13 protein-coding genes and 2 pseudogenes are annotated in these 23,659 nt (G+C 71.6%); 4 read left to right on the top strand and 11 right to left on the bottom strand.

Annotation, left to right across the window (positions count from 1 at the left end; genetic code table 11):
* Positions 1–160 precede the first annotated feature (160 nt).
* The 6 genes from DY245_RS43290 to DY245_RS43265 all read right to left on the bottom strand — a co-directional run bounded on the left by DY245_RS43290 (position 161) and on the right by DY245_RS43265 (position 12,994).
* Positions 161–3,034, bottom strand: a complete 2,874-nt coding sequence (locus DY245_RS43290) for a condensation domain-containing protein (protein ID WP_128512610.1) — start codon at positions 3,032–3,034, stop codon at positions 161–163.
* Positions 3,024–4,898 carry a non-ribosomal peptide synthetase gene (locus tag DY245_RS43285; protein WP_244943638.1) on the bottom strand — a complete coding sequence of 625 codons (1,875 nt, stop codon included), beginning with the start codon at positions 4,896–4,898 and terminating at the stop codon, positions 3,024–3,026. Before DY245_RS43285 ends, DY245_RS43290 begins: the two co-directional genes overlap by 11 nt.
* Before the next feature lie 49 nt (positions 4,899–4,947).
* Positions 4,948–6,885 (bottom strand): amino acid adenylation domain-containing protein, encoded by a 1,938-nt coding sequence (locus DY245_RS43280; RefSeq protein ID WP_128512608.1) that lies wholly within the window; start codon positions 6,883–6,885, stop codon positions 4,948–4,950.
* Complete coding sequence (locus tag DY245_RS43275; RefSeq protein WP_128512607.1) at positions 6,885–10,079, bottom strand: non-ribosomal peptide synthetase; 3,195 nt, start codon at positions 10,077–10,079, stop codon at positions 6,885–6,887. The genes DY245_RS43280 and DY245_RS43275 overlap by 1 nt, the downstream gene beginning before the upstream one ends.
* A gap of 135 nt (positions 10,080–10,214) precedes the next feature.
* On the bottom strand, positions 10,215–11,519 hold the full coding sequence (locus DY245_RS43270; RefSeq protein WP_128512606.1) for a condensation domain-containing protein: 1,305 nt from the start codon (positions 11,517–11,519) through the stop codon (positions 10,215–10,217).
* Between the two features lie 125 nt (positions 11,520–11,644).
* Complete coding sequence (locus DY245_RS43265) at positions 11,645–12,994, bottom strand: MFS transporter (protein ID WP_128512605.1); 1,350 nt, start codon at positions 12,992–12,994, stop codon at positions 11,645–11,647.
* A gap of 549 nt (positions 12,995–13,543) precedes the next feature.
* Here DY245_RS43265 and DY245_RS43260 point away from each other — a divergent pair.
* Positions 13,544–14,449: a hypothetical protein gene (locus DY245_RS43260; protein WP_128512604.1), complete on the top strand. Its 906-nt coding sequence runs from the start codon at positions 13,544–13,546 to the stop codon at positions 14,447–14,449.
* Positions 14,450–14,844: 395 nt separating this feature from the next.
* Here DY245_RS43260 and DY245_RS43255 read toward each other — a convergent pair whose 3' ends face one another.
* From DY245_RS43255 to DY245_RS43245, 3 genes and pseudogenes are all read right to left on the bottom strand, one after another.
* The gene (locus DY245_RS43255) at positions 14,845–16,029 is read right to left on the bottom strand and encodes a serine hydrolase domain-containing protein (RefSeq protein ID WP_128512603.1); all 1,185 of its coding nucleotides are present in this window, start codon (positions 16,027–16,029) and stop codon (positions 14,845–14,847) included.
* A 740-nt stretch (positions 16,030–16,769) separates the two neighbouring features.
* Positions 16,770–17,051, bottom strand: coding sequence for a hypothetical protein (locus tag DY245_RS43250; RefSeq protein ID WP_128512602.1), 282 nt, complete (start codon positions 17,049–17,051; stop codon positions 16,770–16,772).
* A gap of 237 nt (positions 17,052–17,288) precedes the next feature.
* Positions 17,289–18,668: pseudogene (locus tag DY245_RS43245) on the bottom strand (IS1380 family transposase).
* 152 nt (positions 18,669–18,820) lie between these two features.
* Between DY245_RS43245 and DY245_RS43240 the strand changes: the two are divergent.
* Positions 18,821–19,600: a class I SAM-dependent methyltransferase gene (locus DY245_RS43240; protein ID WP_128512601.1), complete on the top strand. Its 780-nt coding sequence runs from the start codon at positions 18,821–18,823 to the stop codon at positions 19,598–19,600.
* Between the two features lie 188 nt (positions 19,601–19,788).
* Here DY245_RS43240 and DY245_RS43235 read toward each other — a convergent pair.
* Together DY245_RS43235 and DY245_RS43230 are read right to left on the bottom strand one after the other, a co-directional pair.
* Positions 19,789–21,087, bottom strand: a pseudogene (locus DY245_RS43235) (IS701 family transposase).
* 154 nt (positions 21,088–21,241) lie between these two features.
* Positions 21,242–21,616, bottom strand: a complete 375-nt coding sequence (locus DY245_RS43230) for a cupin domain-containing protein (protein ID WP_128512643.1) — start codon at positions 21,614–21,616, stop codon at positions 21,242–21,244.
* Between the two features lie 68 nt (positions 21,617–21,684).
* Here DY245_RS43230 and DY245_RS43225 point away from each other — a divergent pair, with 68 nt between their 5' ends.
* Together DY245_RS43225 and DY245_RS43220 are read left to right on the top strand one after the other, a co-directional pair.
* Positions 21,685–22,125, top strand: a complete 441-nt coding sequence (locus tag DY245_RS43225) for a MarR family winged helix-turn-helix transcriptional regulator (RefSeq protein ID WP_128512600.1) — start codon at positions 21,685–21,687, stop codon at positions 22,123–22,125.
* A 494-nt stretch (positions 22,126–22,619) separates the two neighbouring features.
* Positions 22,620–23,539 (top strand): IS5 family transposase gene (locus DY245_RS43220; protein WP_425329531.1). Its coding sequence is split into 2 segments (ribosomal slippage): positions 22,620–22,931 and positions 22,934–23,539, totalling 918 coding nucleotides; the frame shifts between segments, so codons are not numbered across the junction.
* Positions 23,540–23,659: the final 120 nt, after the last annotated feature.

The following is a 23,659-nucleotide window of genomic DNA, read 5'->3' as shown; positions in this document are numbered from 1 at the left end:
GCCGGCTGTGTTCCGGCTCGGCGCTCGCCATCACCGGCATGACCGCGGATGCCGTGGCCGTGCCGTCCGGCCGCTGTGCCGTTGGGCCGTCCCCCCCGCAACGCCCCGCCGATCGCGTCGAGTTCCGGCACGCGGCCCGCGGCCTCGCTGACAACCGGCTTCAGCTCCTTACGCCGCCGGGTCCGCACCTCACCATGGCCGCCAGTACGGAACGCCGGTCCTCGCCCGGCTGTGCGCCCAGCGGCCGGGCCAGCCGGCCGGCCTGGTAGTGCCAGCGGTGGTCGAGGTCCGGATGGACCTCGACCGTCTCACGGATCTCGCTGGCGCTGCCGAGCAGTTCGACCAGGTCCGCGGCGAGGTCCCGCCAGGTGACATGTCCGCTGACGGCGTTGGCCACGCCGTGCACCGGCGCGTCCAGGCACGAGACCACCGCCCGTGCCAGCGCCGCGGCGTGCACCCAGGGTGCGCCGTACCAGGCGTGGCCGCGGGTGCCCGGCCGCGGAAGGGTGAGCGGCCGGCCGTCCTGCGCGGCTTGGTAGAGCAGGCCGGTGGCGCCCCAGCGCAGCTGGTCGCGCAGCCGGTCGTGCGGGCCCCACACCAGCGGGGAGCGGACCGCACTGGCCCCGCCCCGGCCGCCGGTACCGGCCGCCCGCAGCAGCATCCGCTCGCAGTCGAGCTTCGCCCGGCCGTACGGACTGAGCGGCTCCCGCGAGACGGACTCCTCCGCCACCGGCTCGTCGTCGGGGTGTCCATAGGCGTCCACGCTGCTGACGAAGACGAACGGGCCGTGCGACCAGGCGTCGACCATCGCCTCCATCGCCGCCACATCGACCTCGGGCCGGGTGAAGGTGCAGGCAGCATGGACGACCGCGTCCGCGCCGGCCACCGCCTTGCGCAGCCCGTCCGGGTCGGCGAGGTCGCCCTCGATGACGTCCACGCCCTCCGCCGCGACCAGATGCGCTGATTCGGGGCGGGCCAGGGCCAGTACGGGGCGCCCCTGGGCGGCGAGTTCACGCAGGACGAAGGCGCCGACGCCACCGGTGGCGCCGGTGACCAGGACCGTGCCGGCTCGTGCCCGCCGTGGCCGGGCGGACGAGGGTACGGGCGCGGCGGCGCGTTCCGCCTCCCGCGCGTCCAGCAGGGCGGTGACCGCGCGGGGGGTGCGGGCCTGCATGATGTCCAGGCCGGTCAGCGGCAGGGTCAGCGCCCGGCGCAGCCGCTCGGCGAGCTGGACGGCGGTGAGTGAGTGGCCGCCGAGGGCGAAGAAGTCGTCGTCCGGGGCGGGTGTGCGACCCAGTAGCGCCGCGAAGCCCTTGCGCACCGCCTCGGCACGGGGCCCGTCCGGCGCGGGGGCGGCCGGTATTCCGGGCAGACGCGCCGGGTCGGCCGCGCCGTCGGCGGTCTTGGGGAGGGCGTCCAGCAGGGTGACCGCGACCGGGACCAGGTCCGGCGCCAGGCCGGCCCGCAGGTGGGCGCGCAGGTCGGCAGGCGCCGGGCCGCCGGTCTCCCGCAGGACCGCGAAGGCGAGCAGCGGACCACCGGGCGCTGCGACCACCGCGGCCTCGCCGACCTGGGGGTGGGCGCGCAGCATCACCTCGGCCGGATGCCCGCCGGGCTCGTCCGGGGATACCGGTGCCGTACCGGGCAGTTGCGAGAGCCGGAGGCCTGGGTCGTCCGCGACCGCGGCGAGCAGCGCGGCGTAGCCCGCGCCGAGGCCGGCCGCTGCCTCGTCGTCCAGCGCGGCCCGGCGGTACTGCACGAGACCGGCGGGCCGGTCGCTGTCCACCAGGCCGAAGGAGAGGTCGAACTTGGCCTCTCCGACGCCCACGTCGAGGTGTTCGCCCACGGTCCCCGGCAGCTCCAGCACCGTGGGAGCGCCGAGCACGTCCGCGGTCACCCGCACCAGAGCGGTCCCGTCCGCACCGCGGGCGGCGGCGCCGAGCCGTTCCAGGATCAGGTCGAACGGCACTTCGCGGTAGCGCTGCGCGTCCAGCAGCGCGTCCCGTACCCGCTCCAGGAGCGTGCTGAAGGACGGGTCACCGGAGGCGTCGACGCGCAGCGGGAGGGTGTTGACGCACAGTCCGACCAGACCGCGCATGGCCGCGCCCTGCCGGTGCGTGCCGGCGACGCCGATCACGAGGTCATCCTGCCCGGTGAAACGGTGCAGGGCGGCGAAGGCCGCGGCGAGTGCCACGGTGAACACCGTGGCCCGGTGCCGTTGGCCCAGCTCGCGCAGGGCGGCCGGCACCTTGGGGTCGAGCGGCGCGGTGTGGGTCCCAGCGGGCCGGGAGCCGGCGTCGGCGGGCGGCGGGACGGGGCCGGGCAGCCGCGCCGGAGCGGCGCCTTCGAGAAGGCCGGCCCAGTGCCGCAACCCCTCATCGAGGCGATCGGCGGCTTGGTGCTCACGCCGTGCGAAGTCCGCGTACTGCGGCGGCTGTGTGCGCTGAGGGCCGGGCGTCGCCCCCAGGGTGGCGGCGGCCGCGTAGAGCTCGCCGAGCTCCTGGGCCACGGTCTCCAACGACGGTCCGTCGATGGCTATGTGATGGAACGTCAGCAGAACGGTGTGGTCCTGTTCCCCGTGCCGCAGGACCAGGGCGCGGGGCAGGGACCCGGCGGACAGATCGAACCGGCGGCGCGCCTCCGCCACCAGCAGGGCCGAAGCCTCCTCGGCGCCCGTTTCCACGACGGGCACCGCGAACGCCTCGGGCGCCGCGAGCACCTCCTGGTACGGCTCGCCGTCCCGCTGCCCGTAGCGGGTCCGCAGGATCTCGTGCCGGCGCACGAGTGAGGTCAGGGCGGCGGCCAGCGCGTCCACATCGAGCGGACCGCGCAGCCGGGTGGCGAACGGCACGCTGTACGACGCGCCGCCGTGGCCGAGCCGGTCCATCAGCCACATACGGCGCTGGGCGTGGGAGAGCGGCGCCGGTCCCTGGTGCGATGCCTCGGGAAGGCGGACGGGGCGGGCGGCGCGGGCGCGCGCCCGGCGCAGCAGCTCCTCCTGGAGGGCCGGGGCTGCGGGGTGGTCAGTGGCCATCGGTATCCTCCGGGGCGTGCGGGTGCAGATCGCGGTGCTCGGCGAGCAGCGCCCGCTCGACCAGGGCGGCCTGACCCGCCACGGTGGGGGCGGCGAAGAAGTCGGCGAGCGTCAGCTCGACGCCCAGCTCCTCGCGCAGGTCGTCGGTGACGGCGAGGGCCAGCAGGGAGTGCCCGCCCAGGGCGATGAAGTCGGCGTCCGGACGTGTCACATCGCGGCCCAGGGAACGGCTCCACAGGTCGGCGACGGCCTGCTCCAGCGGCGCCAGCGGCGCGGCCGGGGTGTCGCAGCCGCCCGCGGCGACCAGGTCCGTCAGCGCGCGGCGGTCGACCTTGCCGGAGGGCGTGAGCGGCAGCTCCCCGACGACGGTCAGCTCGTCGGGCACCAGATGAGCGGGCAGGACCGCGGCCAGCCGGTCGCGCAGACTGCCCGGCCGGGGCACGGGGCCGGGCGCCGCGACGACGAAGGCGATCAGGCGGGCGTCGTCGGGGGAGGGGCGGTACACGGCCACGGCCGCGTCGTCCACCTCGGGTTGGTCCCGCAGTGCGTGTTCGACCTCTCCCGGTTCGATCCGGAAGCCGCGCACCTTCATCTGATCGTCCGTGCGCCCGTGGAAGTCGAGGACTCCGTCAGGGCGTACGGAGACCACATCGCCGGTGCGGTAGAGGCGGCCCAGATCGGTATGAGAAGTGAAGCGCTCGGCGGTCAGCTCCGGCTGTCCGGTGTAGCCCAGCGCCAGCCGGCTGCCGCCGACCCAGAGTTCGCCGCGCTCGCCGTGCGGCACGGTCCGGCCGGCGTCGTCCAGGACGTACGCCGTCGCGCCCGCGATGGGCCGGCCGATCGGCACCTGCCCGTCGCAGTCCGCGTCGGTGACCCGGTGGGCCGTGGCGAACGTCGTTGTCTCCGTCGGCCCGTAGCCGTTGACCAACTCCAGCCAGGGGAAAGCCCGCAGGACCTCACGGGCGTGATGGGCGGCCATCGCCTCCCCGCCGACCACCACCGTGCGCAGCAGCGCGAACACCCGGGAGCGGCGCACCGCCAGCTGGTGGAAGAGCGCGGTGGTGAAGAACGCCACGGTGACACCGTGGCGCTCCGCCTGCTGGGCCAGATCCTCGAACGACGGCCGCTGCACGGCGCACACCACCACCGCGGCGCCGTTGGCGAGCGCGCTCCACACCTCGAACGTCGAGGCGTCGAACGTCATCGGCGAATGGAACAGCACCCGGTCACGGGGTGTCAGGGTGAGGTACGCCGGATCGGTGACCAGCTCGGCGATCGCATGGTGCGCGATCGCCACCCCCTTGGGCCGGCCGGTGGAGCCGGAGGTGAACAAGATGAACGCCGCCGCGTCCGGGCCGAGTTCGGGCGCGTGGGTGAGGTCCGGGGCGACGTCCGGCAGCGGTTCATCGGGCAGTGCGAGCGTGGCGCCGGCCGGTGCGGCGGATTCCAGCAGCTTGCCGTCCCCGACGGTCAGTGTCACACCCGCGTCCGCGGCCAGCGCCTCGCTACGGGGGCGAGGGTGTGCCGGATCGAGCGGTACGCACACCGCGCCGGCCCACCACAGCGCGAGCTGGGCTGTGACCGTGCGGGCGGAGCGCGGCATCAGCAGCGCCACCGGGTCCCCCCGGCGGACGCCGTGCCGCTGCAGATACGCGGCGAGGGCGCGGGCGGCCAAGACCAGCTGCGCGTAGGTGAGCGTGGTGTCGCCGTCGGCCACCGCCAAGGCGTGCGGCGCCCGTTCGGCGTGCCACGCCACGAGGGCCGGCAGACCGGCCCCGGTCCCCGGGCGCCCGCCCGGGGCGGCGTACAGGGCGAAGCCACCGGAAGGGGTGCGCTCGCTCAACAGGGTGCTTTCGGTGGGCACGGGCCCTTCCTTCCGGGTGTCGTGAGGGTACGGAGTGTGCATGGCCATCTCAGGCTCCCGCCGGGCTCAGGGCCGCGCGGCGCGCGTCGACGAGCGCCGCCACGGCACGGAGGTCGGGCTGGCGCAGCAGTTCCGGGGCGCGCAGTCGCACCCCGCTCTCCCGCTGGATGACGGCCAGCAGCAAGGCGGCGAGGAGCGAAGTGCCGCCCGCCGCGAGGAAGTTCTCCGCCAGAGTGGTCTCCGGACGGGCGAGCAGATCGCGCACCGCGTCGAGTACCAGCCGCTCGCCGGAGGTGGCTTCGTCGGGACGGCCGTCGCCCGGGGCGGAGCCGGTGGACGTGCCCATGTCGTCCGCGGCCGCCTGGCGCGTCAATTCGGCCCGGTCCACCTTGCCGTTGGCATCCAGGGGGAACGTGCCGACGATCCGTACGGCCGACGGCACGGCCTGCTCGGGCAGCCAGGCCCGGACCGCCGACAGCAGACCGTCGGCGGTGGGGGCGGCGTCGGCGGCCGGCCGTACGTACGCCACCAGGCGGGCGCGGCCGTCGGGTGTACGGGGCGCGATGACGACGGCGCTGCGTACCGCCGGGTCCTGCTCGAACGCGGCTGCTACCTCCGCCGGTTCGATCCGCACCCCGCTGATCTTCACCTGCTCATCGAGGCGGCCGAGGAACTCCAGCCGCCCGTCGTCCCGCATCCGCACCCGGTCCCCGGTGCGGTACAGGCGGTCCACTCCCGGCAGTTCGACGCCCTCGGGCGGAGCGGTGAAACGGCGCGCGGTCAGGCCGGGGTCCAGATAGCCGAGGGCCAGACAGTGTCCGCCGAGGTGCAGCTCGCCCTGCACACCGCGGGCGACGGGACGGCCGTCCGCATCGGCGACGACGACGGTCACGCCCGGTACCGGCCCGCCGATGGGCGGTGCGCTCTCCTCGCCCGCCTCGGGGTCCGTTCCACACATGGCATAGGTGGTGGCGAGGACGGTGGCCTCGGCCGGCCCGTACGCGTTGTGGACGGTGGTGGTCACGTCGGCACCAGGACGACGGCGCATCCGGTCGCCGCCGACGAACAGATGACGCAGCTTCAGATCGGCGGGCCAGGACCGGTCCAGCAACGGCTCGATCATCGGGGTCGCCGCGACCGCCACCGACACCGCGGCCGCCCGCCACCATTCGGTGAGCACCACCGAGTCCCAGCGGACCTCGTCCGGAGCCGGAACCAGCGCCGCCCCGGACGTCAGCCCGGCCCACAGCTCCAGCAGATGCGGATCGAACGCGACACCGATGAGCAGGGAGTGCCGGTCCCCGGGGCCCAGGCCGGTCTCGGTGCGGTACCAGTCGAGCAGCGTACCGAGCGCATGCTCGGCGACCGCGACCGCCTTGGGCCGGCCGGTGGAGCCGGAGGTCAGCACGGCGTAGAACGCCGAGGCGGGTGCGGACCTCGCGCCTTCGGCCGGCTCGGCGAATGCCGCGACGGCCTCGGCGGGGGCATTGGCGCCCGCCGTGGGCAGGGGCAACGCCACCTGGTCGGGCGTCCGGTAGCGGGACGGCAGCAGGCGCGGCTCACCGATCAGGCAGACCACGTTCAGGTCCTCGGTGACGGCGTCGACACGGCGCTCACCGGGCTGCGGGCCGAGCGGCAGATAGACGGCGCCGAGCCTGGCGACCGCGACGGCACTCACCACGAGCGCCGCGGAACGGTCAAGACAGACGCCGACCAGGTCTCCGGGCCGGACCCGGCCGCGCAGCGCCCCGGCCACCTCGTCGGCGGCGGCGTCGATCTGCCGGTACGTCCAGGTGTGGGCCCCGTCGATCACCGCGGGGGCCTCGGGCGAGCGGGCGGTCCACTCCGCGAAGCGGGCGAGCAGGCCCGCGCTGGGGCCGTCGGCGGGAGCCATGCCGCGGGCGATGCTGAGCGGGCCGTCCTGCGGGGCGGGACGTGCGGTGGTGCCGGCGGGGGCGGTCGGCCGGGCGGTGTCGGGCTGGGTCATCACGCCTCCGTCACAGTGGTCATGGTCGTAGCGGCGGGAGACTGCACGGCCGTGGCGACGGCCGCGAGGGCGCCGGCCTGGTCGGCGAGCACCGGGTTCTGGAAGAGCAGCCGCAGCGGCGGGCGTTGGCCCAGCCGTGGTTCCAGCCACGCCGCCAGCTGAGCGGCGAGCAGCGAATGACCCCCGACATGGAAGAAGTGCGAGGTCACGTCGAAGCCGCGGTGGCCCAGCACCTCGTGCCAGCCATCGGCGAGCAGCGCCGTCAGCGGGTCGCCGGGCATCGGGGCCGCATCACCGCCCTCCACCGCCGGTGCCACGGGGGCGGCCGGCTCCAGAGCGGCGGCCCGCCCGGACAGCGCCGCCCGGTCCGGCTTGCCGCCGGCCAGCCTCGGCAGTGTGTCGAGGCGCGCCCACCGCGCCGGCACCAGGGCGCTCGGCAGCCGGCGGCTCAACTCCGTGTGCAGCGCCTGCTCGTCCCAGTCCGCTTCCTGGTCCGCGTTTTCCAGGAAGCCGACGAGCCTGGGTCCGCCGGGGGCCTCGCGGTCCAGTACGACGGCGCAGGACCGGCCGCCGAGCGCGGCCGAGGCGGCGGACTCCACCTCCTCCAGCTCGATGCGGTAGCCGCGCAGCTTGATCTGGTTGTCCCGGCGCCCCAGGAAGTACAGCAGCCCGTCGCGGCCCCGGTAGCCGACGTCACCGGTGAGGTAGACCCGCTCACCGCCCAGGGCCTCGATCGTGACGAACCGTGTGGCGGTGGCCTCGGGGTTGCCGACGTACCCCTCGGCGAGCCCGGCGCCGGCGATGGCCAGTTCACCGACCGCGCCGTCCGGCAGCGGACGGTGACAGCTGTCCAGGACATGCACCCGCTCGCCGGGCAGCTCGCTGCCGAGCGGGATCTCCGCCCCGTCGGTGAGGTCGTCGCGGGTGATCTCGTGGACGGTGGAGCTGATGGCGGCCTCGGTCACGCCGTAGACGTTGAGCACGGTGGCGTCGGTGTCGGCCAGGAAGGCGCGCAGCACATCGGCCGGGAGGCGTTCACCGCCGAGGACCAGCAGCCGTGGCGTCCACCGGCCGTCGCGGAGCGCGGGACGGACGTCCTCGCGGGTGGCGAGGAAGTAACTGGTGGGCAGGTTCGCGACGGTGACGCGGCCGGCGGCCAGCAGTTCGGTCAGCTCGGTGCCGGTGGGCACCTCGTGTTCGGGGACGACCAGGCACGCGCCGGCGTACAGCGACGGAAGCACCTCTTCGAGGGCCACGTCGAAGGACGGCTGGGCGAACAGCAGCACCCGGTCACCCGGGCCCAGGCCGAACCGCTCGGCCGCGCCGGTCAGATGGTTCTCCAGCGCCGCATGCCCGACGGCGACCGGCTTGGGTATGCCCGTCGAGCCCGAGGTGTGAATGATGTACGAGGCGCCGGGTATCACCTCGGCGTTCCGGGCCGGCGGGAGGGCCGGGGCGTCGACCGGGGCCGTCGGAAGACCGGCGGGGACGGTGACGCAGGTGTCGGCGGAGGTCAGGACGAGGGCCGGGCCCAGGCGGTTCAGCAGCAGTTCCAGCCGGGCCGGCGGGTCGGACGGCGAGAGCGGGCAGTACACCGCTCCGGTCCGCAGACACGCCAGCAGCGTCACGACGGAATCGGCGCCACGGGGCAGTACGGCGGCCACCGGCTGACCGGCCGTCACCCCCGCCTGACGCATCCGCCGTGCCAGCGAGTCCACTTGTGTGTCGAGGTCGCCGTAGGTGATCCGGCGGGCACCGATGAGGAGTGCCGGCAGCGCGGGGTGGTGGGCGGCTGCGGGGTCGAGCGGGTCGCGGTCCGTCGCCCGGGGCGCGGTGGCCGCGACGGCCTCGGCGGGCGGCAGGGCCAGGTCGGCGAGGACCGTGCCGGGGGCGTCGAGATAGGCCCGCAGCAGGTCCACGAACCGCCCGGCGAGCAGCTTCGCCACATCCTCGCCGAACAGGTCGGCGTCGTAGTCCCAGACCAGCGTCATGCCCGGCGCCCCGTGCCGGGGGCCGACACCGCGACGGTCGTCCGGCAGCAGCACCACGTCCAGGTCGAAGCGGGTGGTGCCGGTGTTGAACCCCTCGAAGAGGGTGATGTCCAGTCCGGGCACATCGATCTCGGGCAGCTCGGCGTCGTGTGCGCTGAACATGACGCTGAACAAGGGGTTGTCCGCGCCGGAGGTGTGCAGACCGAGCGCGCGGGTCAGCTCCTGGACCGGCACCTCCTGGTGCGGCAGGGCGCGGATCAGGGTGTCGGTCACCTCGTCCATGGACTCCTCGGCCGGCGCGGCCGGGTCGAGCCGGAGCGGGAGCGGGATGGTGTTCACGAACATGCCCACCGTGTCCTCGAACCCGCGGGGCCGGTTGCCGACCGCGGTGCCGATGACCATCTGGGAGCGGCCGCTGTGCCGGCGCAGCAGCTCGGCAAAGAGCCCAAGAAGGGTGGCGAAGGGAGTCAGGCCGCGCGAACGGGCGTGGTCCCGCAGGCGTTCGGCCAGGTCCGCGCCGATCGACTGGCGCAGCTGGCCGCCGTGATGCCGGCGCCGGGAGCCGGGCCGGGCCAGCCCGGGCAGCGGCATGTCGTAGGAGAAATCGCGCAGTTCACCGGCCCAGAAGTCCAGGCCGGCGCGCCGGTCCTCGTCGGTGGCGCGGCGCTCGGCCCCGGCTCGGACGTAATCGGCGTACGTGGGCGCCGCGGGCAGCTCGACCGACTCGCCCAGGACGTGGCCCCGGTAGACGGTGAAGACGTCCCGCAGCAGGATCGCGAACGAGTGGCCGTCGTGGATCAGATGGTGTTCGACGTGAATGAGCCGGTGCTGGTGCTGCGCCAGCCGGACCAGTGTCCAGCGCAGCAGCGGCGCCTCGTAGGTGTCGAGCGTGGTCTCCGCCTCGGTGCGCAGCAGCTCCTCGAAGGCGCTCTGGGGGTCGGGCTCCCCGCTCAGGTCCACCGTCCGCAGCCGCGGCCGGCAGTCTTCGGCGACCCGCTGGCCGGGCATCGCCCCGGGGACGGCGACGAGTTCCAGCCGCAGACCGGGGTGCCGGTCGAGGACGGTGGCGAGTCCGAGGCGCAGGGCCTCGGTGTCGAGGGTGCCCCACAGGTCGAGTGCGGCGGTGAAGTTGTAGGCGCGGCTGCCCGGTTGCACCTGTTCGTGCAGCCAGACGATCTCCTGCGAGGAGGAGAGCGGAAGCATGGGCGATCCCTGAGGTTGTCGGGTCGGGGGAGTGGCGGCCGGGCCTGGTCGGGCCGGCCGCGCGGTGGGCAGACCGGGCCGCGGATCGCGCGGCCGGCCTGGAGGTATGGGTTGAGGTGAGGGTGGGCCGGACGATCAGCCGGCCGTCGGCACCGGCGCGCGCAGCGCGTCGGTGAGCGCGGCGAGGGCGCCCTTCGCGGTGTCATCGGAGTGCACGGCGCGATCCCACGCCATGCGCACGTGCAGTTCGGATCCTTGGGTGACGGACACCGCGAAGGGACCGCGGACCGCTCTGCCGTCGATGTGGATCTCGCGGCCGGTCACGCCGCCCAGGCGCAGAGGCGGGCGCTGCCGGGCGTCGTCGACGGTCAGCAGCCCGTCGAGATGGCCGGCCCAGCCGGAGCCGGCGGCCCGGGCGGCGTGCACCACCTCGTCGAAGGGGGTACCGGCATGGTCCAGGTCGTCCCACCATGCCCCCGCCGTCTCCTCCGGTGACGCGGGAGCCGCCCCCGTCGCCGTGGGAAAGACCACGGTGTTGAGGAAGCACCCGAGCACCGGGGCCGCGCCGGGCGGACGGCCACCCCATGGATAGCCGAGCGGCACCACATGGCCGCTGCCGTACAGCACCGTCGCGGCCGCGCGGCAGGCGTCGAGCAGCCGGGGGAACGACGCCCCGGCGTCGGGCGCGGGCATCCGCAGCTCGGCCGACCCGCTCGGCAGCGTGCCAGGGCCCGAGATCTCCGGCCGTGGCGCGGGCGCCTGTTTACGCACCGCGCGGAGCCGGTCGCCCCAGTACTCCATCGCCGCGGGCGAGCCCGCCCGCTCCTCCGCGTCCAGCTGGAGCAGAACGGCCTCGCGGTAGGCGTCCAATTCGGCGTCGACATCGGCGGATGACGGCCCGCCGCCCCCGACGCCGTCGGTGTAGGCGGCGCCCAGTTCCTCGACGATCCGGGCCAGCGACCGACCGTCGCACGCAGTGTGCTCCAGCACGACAGCGAGCACTTCCCGCTCGCCGGCGGGCCCGTCCTGCACCAGGAACAGCCGCAGCGGCGACCCCTGCGGAGCCCAGTCGCGCAGGGCCCGTCGCAGGGCGGCGGCCGCGTCCTCGCCCGATGCGGCGGGCACCTGCACCACCGGCACATCCGGCTGCGCCAGCCGGAGCACGGGGGTGCCGCGCAACACGGCCGGCCGGGCGCGCAGAACGGGGTGCAGCGCCGCAAGGTGCTCCGCGGCCGCGGCGAGGCGCCGGGGGTCCACCGTGCCGCGCGGGAAGGAGAAGAACATCGGCACGAGATCCGGCCGACCGGCCGGGTCCATGGACCGCACCAGCACGAAGCGACGCTGGGCGCCGGTGACAGGCAGCAGGCCCGAGGCCGGAGCCCCGTCGCCGTCGTCGAGCCGGTGGTAGCGGGCCAGGTACTGGCGCGTGATGCTGAGCACAGGAACCTCTCTGTCATGGCAGACCGCGCCACCGGGACGACCGGGGCGACAGGCAGCGAGTGGGGGGCACGCGGGCGGGGCCCGGTGCGGTGTGCGGCCAGGCGCGAGCGGGGGCGCGGGCCGCTTCAGCCGCGGGACGCGGGTTCGGCCGGCTCGCCGGCGGCGCACGCCGGGCTGTCGTCGTCCTCACCCGTGGCGGTGACCGGCAGCTCCGTGTCCGTGTCCCCGGTGGCGTCCGGCAGTTCACGCATCCGGCGCAGCGGGGAGAGCAGCAACGGCAGCGGTACGACGAGGAACCCGGCCGCGCACCACACCAGTGCCACACGAGCCCCGAACGCGTCGGCCAGCGCGCCGCCGGCCAGGGCGCCGAGCGGCAGGGTGCCCCACATCACGAACCGCAGGGTGGCGTTCATCCGCCCGAGCAGCCGCGGCGGGCACAGGACCTGACGGAAACTCACCTGAGCGACGTTGTAGACGACCGCTCCGAAGAAGACCACACCGGAGCCGACGGCGAACAGAGCCGCCCCTGCGCCCTGCCCGGACAGTGGCCACAGCAGTGCGAAGGGTCCGGTGACCAGCGTGGACAGCCAGATGATCCGGGCCTGGCCGAGCAGGGCGGCGAGCGGGCCCGCGCACAGGGCGCCGGCCAGCCCGCCCACCGCGGCGGCGGACAGCACCAGGCCGATCGCTCCGGGCTCCAGGCCGAGCACCCGGACCAGGAAGACGGCCTGAGTGGCCATCAGCATCGCCGAGAAGAGGTTGGCCAGCCCGGTTGCCGCGGCGATCAACCGAAGCAGGCGGTGGCCGAACACGAAGCGCAGCCCCTCGGCGACGTCGGTACGCAGCGAGCTCCCCGGCACGCGCTGCGGGCGGCTCTCCGGCCGCTTGATACGCCACAGGAACAGGGCGGAGACGGCGTAGCCGGCCGCGTCCGCCACGATGGCCAGCGGTGCCCCGAGCAGCTGCACGAGACCACCGCCGATCCCCGGGCCCGCGACCTGCGCCGAAGAACGGACCGTCTCCAGCGCCCCGTTGCCCGCGACCAGCTGCTCTTTCGGCAGCAGCTGGGGCAGAAGGCTCTGGTGCGCCACGTCGAAGAAGACTGTCGCCACGCCGGTGACCAGGGCGACGACGTACAACTGTGCCATCGTCAGCACCTCGGCGACGGCGGCCAGCGGGACACTGGCCATGGCGATGGCCCGTACGAGGTCGGCCCGGATCAGCAGCGGCAGCTTGCGCATCCGGTCGACCCAGGCCCCCGCGGGCAGCCCGACCAGCAAGAACGCGGCGGTCTCGGCGGCGGTGAGCAAACCCACCTGAAAGGCGGGTGCGTTGAGCTGGAGTACGGCTACGAGCGGCAGCGCGGCCAAGGTCACCTGGGCGCCGAGCTGTCCGGCCGCGGCTCCGGCGAGCAGAAGACGGAAGTCGCGCATGCGCAGCGGGCCGCGGTTCGCGGCTCGGGGTCTGACGGGCATGCCTGTGACATTCCAGGACCAGCCGGTCAACAGTCAAAACACAGAGCACAGATTCAGTCGGTTTTCTTCACGCTTTGCGCACTCAGACAGGAAATTTTCCGTCAGATCATGGCAACTACCGGATGTTCGGCATGCGCTGTGCCCCGGCGCGCCATGTGCCTCCCGCCAGTCGTCGCCCAAGACCGATCCGCCGCGCACCCAGCGTCACAGGCCGCACTCTGACCGAAAACAGCTATCGATGTCCCCTTATTCACCGAACCGTTCACTTCACCCGCTATGCGCTGCACTGCGCACCGCTGTCGCGCCTGGTCGGGCAACGCTCGGCTGGGCGCCCGGGGCGAGCCTTCCGCGCAGCGCAACTCCCTGATCCCCGCGCTCGGCAAGCGCACCAGCCGAACCGCCGTCGCACTTCCCGCGGATCTTGCTGGCCTTCACCCCATGGGCTGACAACCCATGGCTGCGTGGTTACCGGCGGCCGCGCCCGGGCGGCTAGGCTCGACAGCTCCCATGGAGGTAACTGGGCGGGAATGAAAGGGAGTTGGTGGTGGGATGCAGGACCACACAGGGGGCGTCGACAACACGATGTCAGGCGGGACGGCCGGCGCGGTCTTCCAGGCCCACACGCTGAACGTCAACGTCCACCTCGGCGCTGCGCCGCCTGCTCCGCCGCGCCAGGACGAGGACGTGGCCGAGTTCCCGCTGCCCGATCTCAAGTGTTGCCTCGCGAAGCTCGGCATCCCCGCGGACGCGCTGGGCATCGCGACCGAGTGGCTCATCGAGCAGACGTTGGGCACCGGTCGGTGGAAGCCGGCTCCGGAGGCCGCCCGACCGACTCGGTCCGGGGCACTGCACGCGTTCGCGTCCGACCTGAGGGGTTTCACGCGGCCGGACGAGTGGTTCCTCGGGTCCCTCAGCTACTTCAGCCTCAGCAAGATCGCCGCGATCTACGCCGCCCACCGCCACCGTCTCGGTGACGAGGACGCAGCCGTGGACCAGTTCCGTCGGCTGCACCGGTACCTGGCCACGCAGCACAGACTTGCCTTCGGCCCGGCCCTGTTGCTGCTCGGTGAGGAGCTGCCGTACGGCGACGGCGTCTGGCTCTACTTCACCGGCACGTTCCGACTGAGACTTGAGCCGGCGGCGCTCCAGGACATCCCGCGGGCCCAGGAGGCGATCAAGGCTGGCGGCATGTCCAACTCCCTCAGGCTGGCCCACTTGGTCTTCAAGCAACCGGACCCGTTCTTCCTACCGCTGCTGGAGTTCGAGGGCTCGGCCGGACCGCACCAGGTCACCATGCTGCTTTCCCGTCAGCATCTTGTCTGGGGGTCGGCGACCGCCTGGGTCCTGGCGAAGGCGCTGTCCGGGCATCCGGTGCCGTTCTCCGGGTTCGGCACGCTCCATCCCGACCAGGGCGAGCTGCGACCGTTTGCCCTCCGTACCGTTAACCGCCGGTGAGGTAGCGACCCACGCGTGCCGCGGCAGAACCTGGTCGGCGCGGCGGTCGAGGCCACCGGGGCGAGCTGCCCTTCCCCCCTTCCGCCCCCTTCGCGCAGCAGGAACGCCTGCGGCACTCTCTCCATCCAGTCCTGGCACGGCACGGCACTGACACGGCACCGGCACGGCGGGCAACGCTTCCCCGAAATCGGAGCTTCGGCGCCGAGGCAGCAGCACTGTCCGCCATGAGCGCTGTCCGCCATGAGCGCTACTCCCGGCGTTGCGTGGATTGCTTACGTGAAGGGAGGTCCACGTCGAGTGGCGGCACGGCATGCGTATCCGCAGCTCCCATCCGTTGGGCAGGGCGGATTCCTGCGACCTGGGGCAGTGTCCCTGCCCCACTCGCCAACTACGCCTCAGTCATTGAAGGCGGCGAGGGCGAGGCGCTTGCCGATGCTGGAGGCGGCGTTGGTGTCGGAAGAGGCTGTGCCCACCGCGTAGACGCCGCGCCGGTTCAGATCGGGGGAGGCGAAGACCCCACTTGTGTAACCGAGGTCGCTTCCCGTCTTGCCCCACATCACCGAGCCATCGGGCAGCGGGAAGGACATCAGCCCGATGCTGTAGCAGGCCGAACCCTTGTCCGGCCCGATGTTGCAGTTGGAGCCGTCTGCGTAAGGGAGCAGCCTGCCGTCGGCGCCACGGGGCAGAGCACGCAGCTCGGCGGCCTGGGCGGGGCGCAGTAGGCGGCCGTTGAACAGGCCGGTGATGAAGCGATCGAGGTCGACGGTCGTGGAGATCATGCTGGAGGGGTTGCCGCCCTGCTCGTTGACGTCGACCAGCTCGCCCTTGCTGTCGGGCACGTATCCGGGCAGATAGGGACGGGGTATTTGCACGTTATGGGCCGGCGCGGAGGTGTCGTGCATCTTCAGCGGGACCAGGACGCGGGCGGTGATCTCGCGCTTGAGGGAGTGGCCGGTGAGTTCTTCGATCAGCTTCCCGGCGATGCGGTAGCCGAACGAGTTGTACTCCTGCTTGGTCCCGGGCGTGAAGCGCGGGCCGGGCCAGGGCCTGCCCTTGGGCCGGAGCGTCTGCTGGATCACCTGGTCGAAGGTGTAGTAGTCGAAGCGGTTGTCGATCACCTCGTCCTGGGGCGGCGCGGGTGCGCCTTCGAAGTCCTGGGGCAGGCCGCTGGTGTGGTTGAGCAACTGCCGTACGGTGACGGGCTCGAACGTCTCCGGCAGCAGCCCCGGCATGTAGTGCTGCACCGTCTCGTCGAGATCCACCCGGCCCTCTGCGGAGAGCTGCAACAGCACCACCGCCTCAAATGTCTTGGCGATGCTGCCGATACGGAAGTGGGCCTCGTCCTTGACCGGCTTGCCGGTGACAAGATCCCCGGACGCCCCATGCCACGTCTGCCCCGCCTTGCTCACCCGGGCCACAGCACCTGCCACGCCGTCGCCCGGGTGTACCGCGATCGCCTCGTGCAACGCCGTGGGGTCCAGGTCCGCAGGCCCCTGCGCCGCCTGCACAGGGGCAACCGCGCCGAATGCCATGGTGGCGGCCGTCAGAGCGGCCACGGCGAGGGTCGAGGAACGGCGCATGCGGGTCTCCAGTCAGGGACGAACAGGGGGCACAGATACTTCAGGAACTACGTCGATTCTCGCCAGCCCAGATCGTCGGATCATCCGGGGTGCCCCTGAGCCAACCCTGAGAAGCCCCTGGCGGGTACCAGGGTCAGTTGACCGACTGTGCGTGGGCCGTTTGCCTGGGGCACCGGGCGGGGCCGGCGAGGGTATGCCGCGCGAGTGCCACGATGCCTGGAACTGGTCCATGCCCTTCGACGAGACGGGATACGTCCACCCGTACGCAGCGAACGAGCCCGTTGAACCGGAGAACGCAGCACAGGCGTCCGGCCGTTCACCGGAGCGGCCTGGCATGCGAGCTGGAAATGATCTGGACAACCAACAAGCCCCAGGCCACTGACCTGGGTCTCATGCATGGAGCGGGCGACGGGAATCGAACCCGCGCTCTGACCTTGGGGATCACCGGTCGATCAGGGGGTGATCGCCGCCCTGACCTCTGAGATGGCACCCCGAGCGTCGTATGCCGTGACCCCGTCGCGCACCCGAATTCCCCGTGGTTTACCGGTCCTTCGGGCACACAGCGGGCACGGCAGCCCCTCGTTGCGAACTACCGGCGGAGCGGTTTGTCGAGGTCTGTTCGGCTGGTCATCGGTGGCCCTGCGGCCTGCAGCGATCGGCCGAGGCCATCACGGTTGCTGTACTTCGCTGCTGTACAGCTTGTCTCTCGCACTGCCGAGAGAGAGATCGGTTCGTACCAGCTACAGTCCGCGCAGCGCTTCGTACAGATCGTCATAGGCACTCCAGCAGTCGATCGATCCGTCATCGTTCAGGCTGCCCATGTACCAGTCGTTGTCATGGACGGGCTTCACCAGACACAAGCTGTGAAACCGCAGCACGATCTCGGGATGCACAACCTCTTCGGCGTCCGGCACGCACCACATCACGGTCCGGCTGGTGTTCAGGGCAGTGGCCTGCTGATCCCCGGACACGTCGCGGATCTGTTGGAGAGTCCACCCTGCGGGTAGATACGCGCCTGTCATTCCCCGATGATCTCAGTTTCCGAAGAAGTGACCCCCGCCGGGGTGCGACCTGGGTGCATGTAACCAATCAAGTCTGTGACCTGTGGCTAACCTCGATCATTCATGAGTCCCCGTCAGTTCGTTGATGGGGGCTGTGTGTTTGTGTGGTGCGGTCGTTTCGGGGCCAGGGCAGGTTGACGGCCCGGCTCTCGTGTCGGGTGGGCGCCGGGTTCCACTGCCCGGTGTGGTGGTGCGGGTTCAGCCGGGGTTCGGCAGAGCTTGGAGCCGTGTGATTGCGTGGGCGATGACGTCGGTCCACGGCCATCTGGTGGACAGCCGGAGCCAGCGGCGGCGGCCAGTGCTCACGAGTTGCGCGGCGGCGGAGAACAGTCGCTGGCGGAGCTTCTTGGGCTCCCAGCGGCGGGTGTCGCCGGTCAGGGCGGAGCATCGGCATCCAGGCGAGGAGGTCGAGTGCGAGGGAGACGATCTCCAACCAGATCTGGTTTTGTGCGCTGTCGTGCAGGGGCAGTTTGCGCAGGCCGGTGTCGCGGGCGTTTCGGATGCGGTCCTCGCAGCGGGCCCGTCTGCGGTGACGCAGTTCCAGGTCGGCGAGCTGACCACCTTTCGTCTTGGGCGCGAAGCAGTTGAGACGGTTTCCGTCGATGTCGGTGAAGCGCGACTGGGCTCCGGGGGCGGCCGTTCCTTGCGGACGATCAGCCGCATGCCCTTGGGCCAGGTGCTCAGGTCGGGCATGTCCGTGATCTCTGCGACCCAGGCGCCGGACCGCTCGGCGCCGCCCGCATCGTAGGCCGGCGTCCACGCCCGCTTCGGGATCTTCAGCACGGCCTGATGAATGGCGTCGGTGATGGTCATACCGACGGAATACGACAGCCACCGGCCCCGTCGCGACAGCCAGCCAAGGAAGGCATGGGTGCCACCGCCGGAGTCGGTGCGGATCAGTGTCTGGCGTCCCCGCCGCAACGATGCGGGCAGCTGGGCCAGAGCGAGCCGGGTGGTTTCGATGTGGTCGGCGGCGGTGTTAGAGCCCGCGTTGCCGGGCCGCAGCACGGCGGCCACCGGCTCGCCGGACCCGTCCTGGCCGTGGTCGACGAACGCGACAAGCGGACGATGACCGAAGGTCTTCTTCCAGGTCGCGGTGGCGTCCTGCTTCTCGGAGTGGGCGAGGACCAGCACTCCGTCGATGTCCACGATCAGCTGCTCGTCGGCATCCGGAGCGTCGGCCCCAGCCAACTCCCAGATGGGTGCCCGTACTTCGGCACGGGCTGAGCGGATCGCCGTGAGCGCCTTCGGGCCGGTCGCGGCCAGAGCGCCGATGACGCGGGAGATGGTCGGATCGGAGGCAACTGGGCCGAACACCTCGGGCTCGGCCCGCAGCATCGCCGTGTCTGCCAGGCAATCCCCGCCCAGAGCGATCGCGAGCGCGACATCCAGCAGGACCTTGCTCGGGTCGTGCACCGCCCGCGGCTTGCGCCACGGCGCGAGTGCCGCCGATATCGCGCCGTCCAGACCGGACTTGCGTACCGTCTCGACCAACAGCACCGCCCCGGCCTGCGGGGCCACCGAGCGGCCGCCGCCCACGACACGGACAGGCGGGTAGGACCCACTACGCTTCTTCACCCGAGGAGTGCAGCTTTCTTGACGACGACCAGGACCCTGGACAAGTCTCATCGTCCCAGGTCAGAGGCGCTTCTCAGAGCGGTATCGGGTGGCCGCCGCCGCAGTGGTGGCGCGGGGTAGCCGACCGTCAGCAGCATCGATACGGTAGCCGGATGGATCAGGATGAACGGCTGCTTCATTCCTCGTCGTTCGGCGTGGCGGCGGTCGCATACGCCGAGCACCGTCCGGACTACGCGCAGGCCGCGGTGCGGTGGGCGCTTGAGCCCGCGTCCGGGCCGCGCGTGCTCGACCTCGGCGCCGGAACCGGCAAGCTGACCGGCACGTTGGTCGCGCTGGGTGCCGAAGTCATTGCAGTCGAGCCCGATTCGGCGATGCTGACCGAGCTGCGCCGCTCGCTGCCGGCTGTCCATGCCCTGCCGGGTAGTGCCGAGGCGATACCGTTGCCGGACGCGTCTGTCGATGCCGTGCTGGCCGGCAACGCCATGCACTGGTTCGACATGGCCGTCGCGGGACCCGAGATCGCCAGGGTCCTCGCGCCCGGCGGCATCCTGGCAGGTCTGTGGAACGTCATGGACGACGGGGTCGAGTGGGTTTCCGGGCTCGCGCGGGTCAGCGGGAGCGCGGCCATCGGCCCGCGTGACACGCCCGCCAGCTGGCGCGCCGAGACGGCAGACATGCACCTTCCAAAGAATGGCGTACCCGCCCGGTTCGGCTCACCGGAGCAGGCCGAGTTCCCCTACGGGCAGCGCCGCACCGCCGACTCTCTCGTCGCGACTCTCGCGACGCGCGCTGGGGTGCTGGTCATGCCAGAACAGGAACAAGAGGCCACGCTGGACCGGATCCGCGCCTTCCTCGCGAGTCGACTGGAGACCGCCCGCGGCGAGTTCACTCTCCCGATGCAGACAGGGGTGCTGCGCGTCCGGCGGCTGTGAAGCATCACGTCCACACCCGAGCCTGACGGCTTGCTCACCTGAGAAGTGACTCCGGCTGGTGCGGGAACGACGGCCTCGACAATCCTCATGCCCGCTGGTCAGAGGCACTGTTCGCTGGGCTGACCGCCTGCCGGACAGCCCGTTTCATGAAGGCGCGAGGCTAATACTCCAGTCGTAGATCGTGATCTTTATGTCTGATCTGCGGCTTGCCGCCGGTAGTGACCGGTTTGCGCTCGGGCTTGGTAGCGGCGTCGCCAGTCGGACCGGCCAAGCCGGTGGGCCACGTCCTGGACGGGCTGAGCGATGAGGGTCATGAATAGCCTCTGGATTTCGTTGCAGTACAGCGGGATCGGGTTGGCGGGGCCGGGGGTGCGGATGTGTTCGTCGGCCCGGACGAGGGCGAGGAAGGCGTGGGCGAGCATCGCCAGGGTGACCCAGCGGGTCCAGGAGGCGAATCGGCGGGCCTGGTGTTCGTCGAGTCCGGCCAGGCTCTTCTCGGACTGGAACGTCTCCTCCACCCGCCATCTTGACCGGCGACCTTGACCAGCATGGTCAGCGGTACGGCCCGGGGCGAGTAGCAGCGGTAGTAGGCGAGTTCGCCGGTGTGGCGGTTGCGGCGGATCAGCAGCCGGCGCTGTCGGGGGCCAGGGTCGGCGGTGTCGATGACGGCCCAGTCATGGAACCGGTGGCCCTTCGCGCCTGCCCCGGCGGACAGCTTCTGCCAGGCCCGCCTGGGTAGCTTGCGGGTCAGGGTGTCGGCCCTGAACTTTCCTGCGCCGGTGGCGACTTCGTCCGAGCAGGCGACGGCGAGGACGTATCCCATGCCGCGTGATTCCGGTGCGGCCCGCAGTTTCGGGTTGCCGCCGTAGTCCTCGTCCCCGGCCGCCCAGGAGGCGTGATGCCGGCGTCGAGGAGCCGTTCGATCATCGCGGTGGCCAGCTCCGGCTTGGGCGCGAAGGCCCGGTCCTCGGGGATGCCCGCCGCCTGGCAGCGGTCGGGATCGATGGTCCACGACCGCGGAACGTAGAGTTCCCGGTCCACCGCGGCGTGCCCGCGCGAAGCGGCGTAGACGAGGTGGACGGCGACCTGTGAGTTCTCGATCCGCCCTGCGGTTCCGGTGTACTGCTGCTGCACGCCGACTGTGTGCTTGCCCTTCTTGACGTCGCCGGTCTCATCGACTCGACCACCAGCACGGCCGCAGCGTCGTGGAGGTGCTCGACCACGTAGTCGCGGAGATCGTCACGGACCGCGTCCGCGTCCCAGGAGGCCCGGCACAGCAAGTGCTGCATCCCGTGCGGCGCGGCATCCCCGACCCGCTCCGCGATCGTCCAGCAGATCTTGCGCGGCAGATCCGCCAACAGGCCGAGCGCCAGCCGCCCGGCCCGGCGCCGGGGCTCGACCCGCGCGAAGCGGCCCGCGATACGACCCGTCAGGGCCTCGAACGCGTCCCGCCAACGGGCGGGATCTATGCTGTGACCTGCGGCCACCGACTCTTCGCATGTCTTCACAAGCATCGATGATCAGCGGGGCCGTACCCGTTCCGGGAGCGGCCCCCGCTGTCCCGCCTTGTTCGATCTTGCCGTGTCCATCGCTCTGGCATGGCGCTGATCCATGAAACGTGAGCACCGATCCTCTGCGGGCCTAATTGGTCCAGGGTGGCGTGATGGTGCTGCCGTCGGCCAGCTTGGCGCTGAGCCCGACACGTGTAGTGACCCACATGTGGGCGGGCTGGTCGGTGGTATTGGCAACCGTCAGCTCGGAGCCTGCCTGAGCCATCGCCGCGTCACCGACGCCGAGTTCGGCGGTCTCGCCTCCGATGGTGAGCCGGAGGCGACCGGAGAGGACGTAGAACGTCTCCTCGTGGCTGATCGTGTGGGCCGGACCCACCATTCCGGCCGGGATCTCGCAGCGCCAGGCGGCGAGGTCCCGGCTGCCCGTGCCCGGACGGATGTAGGAAACGAAGCGGCCACCGTGGATCTCGTGCACGACGGCCTCGTCACTGCGGATGAACGGCATGTCAGCCTCCATATGGACAAGCAACTTGTCCATGAAGACAAGCAGCTTGACGAGTTATAGTCAAGCCCATGGATGACGCTCTGGCCTTCTCCGCACTCGTGCTGGCACTCTCCGGACAGTTGGTGCAGGAGATCCACGCTCGCGTGTCCCAGCAGGGATTCGAGGACCTGCGGCCTGCGCACGGCTTCGCCTTTGCCCGCATCTCCCTGGGCGGCGCCACTACGGCCGACCTGGCCGAGCACCTGGGGGTGACCAAGCAGGCCGCCGCCCAACTGGTCGAGGAGCTGGTCCGCAAGGGGTACGTGGTGCGGCATCCGCACCCCCACGATGCCCGCGCCCGCCTCTTGGGGCTGACCGAGGCCGGCTGGGCCGCCACTCGCGCCGCCGACCAGGCGGCCCGGGCCGCCGTCGTACCATGGCGAGAGGCGCTGGGCGAGGCGCGCTTCAGTGAACTTGTCGCCGATCTGACCCGGCTTACGCCACCGGGGCCGATCCGCCCCGTCTGGTGAGCCAGTGAGCCACTGGCCTGGACTATCGCAGGTCACCACGGAGGAGGCAGCAAAGCGCGACGGAAGCCAGCGCCCCGCCGGGGGCTATCTGTCGCGCGCCTATCCGAGAACCTGAGACACCGGCAACAACCTTTGCCAGCCTTGGTCATTGTTGAGCGCCCTTCCACGGCCATGAGACGGCCCGGGGAGGGCGCTCGTCGTGGGTTGAGATCCGCGCCATTGGACCAAGTACGGCGGCGGATTCTTGGGCTCATTCGCGCGGCCTCGTCGGCGGGCGAGCCTGGGCAGGCTTCTCGTGCACCTTGATGGACGCTGAGGATGCGCGGACGAGGGCTTGATGGGCACCGCGAGAGCCACCCGACGCCAGCGTCGCCGGCGGCGCTGTTTGGGTGAATTCGCCCTTGAAAGCGCCAGTTGGCGGCGTCACCGCACGCGCTAGGCCGTGTCTCTTCGATCAAGTAGTTCGTTGTTCTGGGCATGCTCAGCAGGGGGATCTGACTGACGAGGAGTGGGCCGTGCTGGAGCCGCTGCTGCCGGTGAGCAACAATCGGTGCGGCCGGTGGCGGGATCACCGGCAGGTGATGAACGGAATCATTCACCGACTCAGCACCGGGGTGCAGTGGCGTGAACTGCCCGAACGCTTCGGTCCGTGGAAGACAGTCCACAAGCGGCATTTGCTGTGGTCGGCCGACGGCACCTGGGAGAGATTCCTCCAGCACGTCCAGGCCGCTGCCGACGCCGAGGGCGACCTCGACTGGAACGTCAACGTTGACTCCACCTCTGTGCGGGCCCACCAGCACGCCGCTGGCGCACCCACGAACCCGCCTCCCGCCCCACCTGGCTCCTCAAAGGGGGCGCCACAAAGATCAGTTCGCCTGCACGCGCACATGACCGTGCGGCTCCTGCTGGCGGAGGCGGTGCACCAGGCGAGGCCCTCGGCTGCTCCCGTGGCGGACTGACAACCAAAATCCACATCGTCACGGAGGGCCGCTGCCGGCCGTTATCCCTGCTTGTTACCCCGGGGCAGCGGGCGGACTGCACCCAGTTCGAGCTGGTCATGGACAAGATCCGCGTTCCCCGCACGGGGCTTGGGCGTCCCCGCCGCACCCCGGACAGCGTGGGCGCCGACAAGGCGTACAGCAACCGCAAGATCCGCGCCTACCTCCGCAAGCGCGGCATCCGGCACGTGATCCCGGAGAAGAAAGACCACAAGGCCGCCCGCCTGCGCCAGGGGTCGCACGGCGGACGGCCCCCGGGCTTCAACAAGGACCGCTACAAAGATCGCAACACGGTGGAGCGGGCCATCGGAAAGCTCAAGCAGTTCAGGGCCGTCGCCACCCGCTACGACAAGCGCGGGTATGTCTATCTCGGCACCGTCACCGCTGCCGCCCTCCTCATTTGGCTCCGGTCGTGATCGGAGCCAGAACGCGGGCAAGGCGGTTGGTCGCCCTTGCGGGATGGTCCGCCGGCTCAGGAATCGAGCACGGCGGCGATGGCTTCGATCTCTACGAGCTGGCCGTCGTAGCCGAGTACG

Source organism: Streptomyces inhibens (assembly GCF_003389455.1).
Classification (GTDB): Bacteria; Actinomycetota; Actinomycetes; order Streptomycetales; family Streptomycetaceae; genus Streptomyces; species Streptomyces inhibens.
This window is presented reverse-complemented; position numbering and strand designations above follow the sequence as displayed.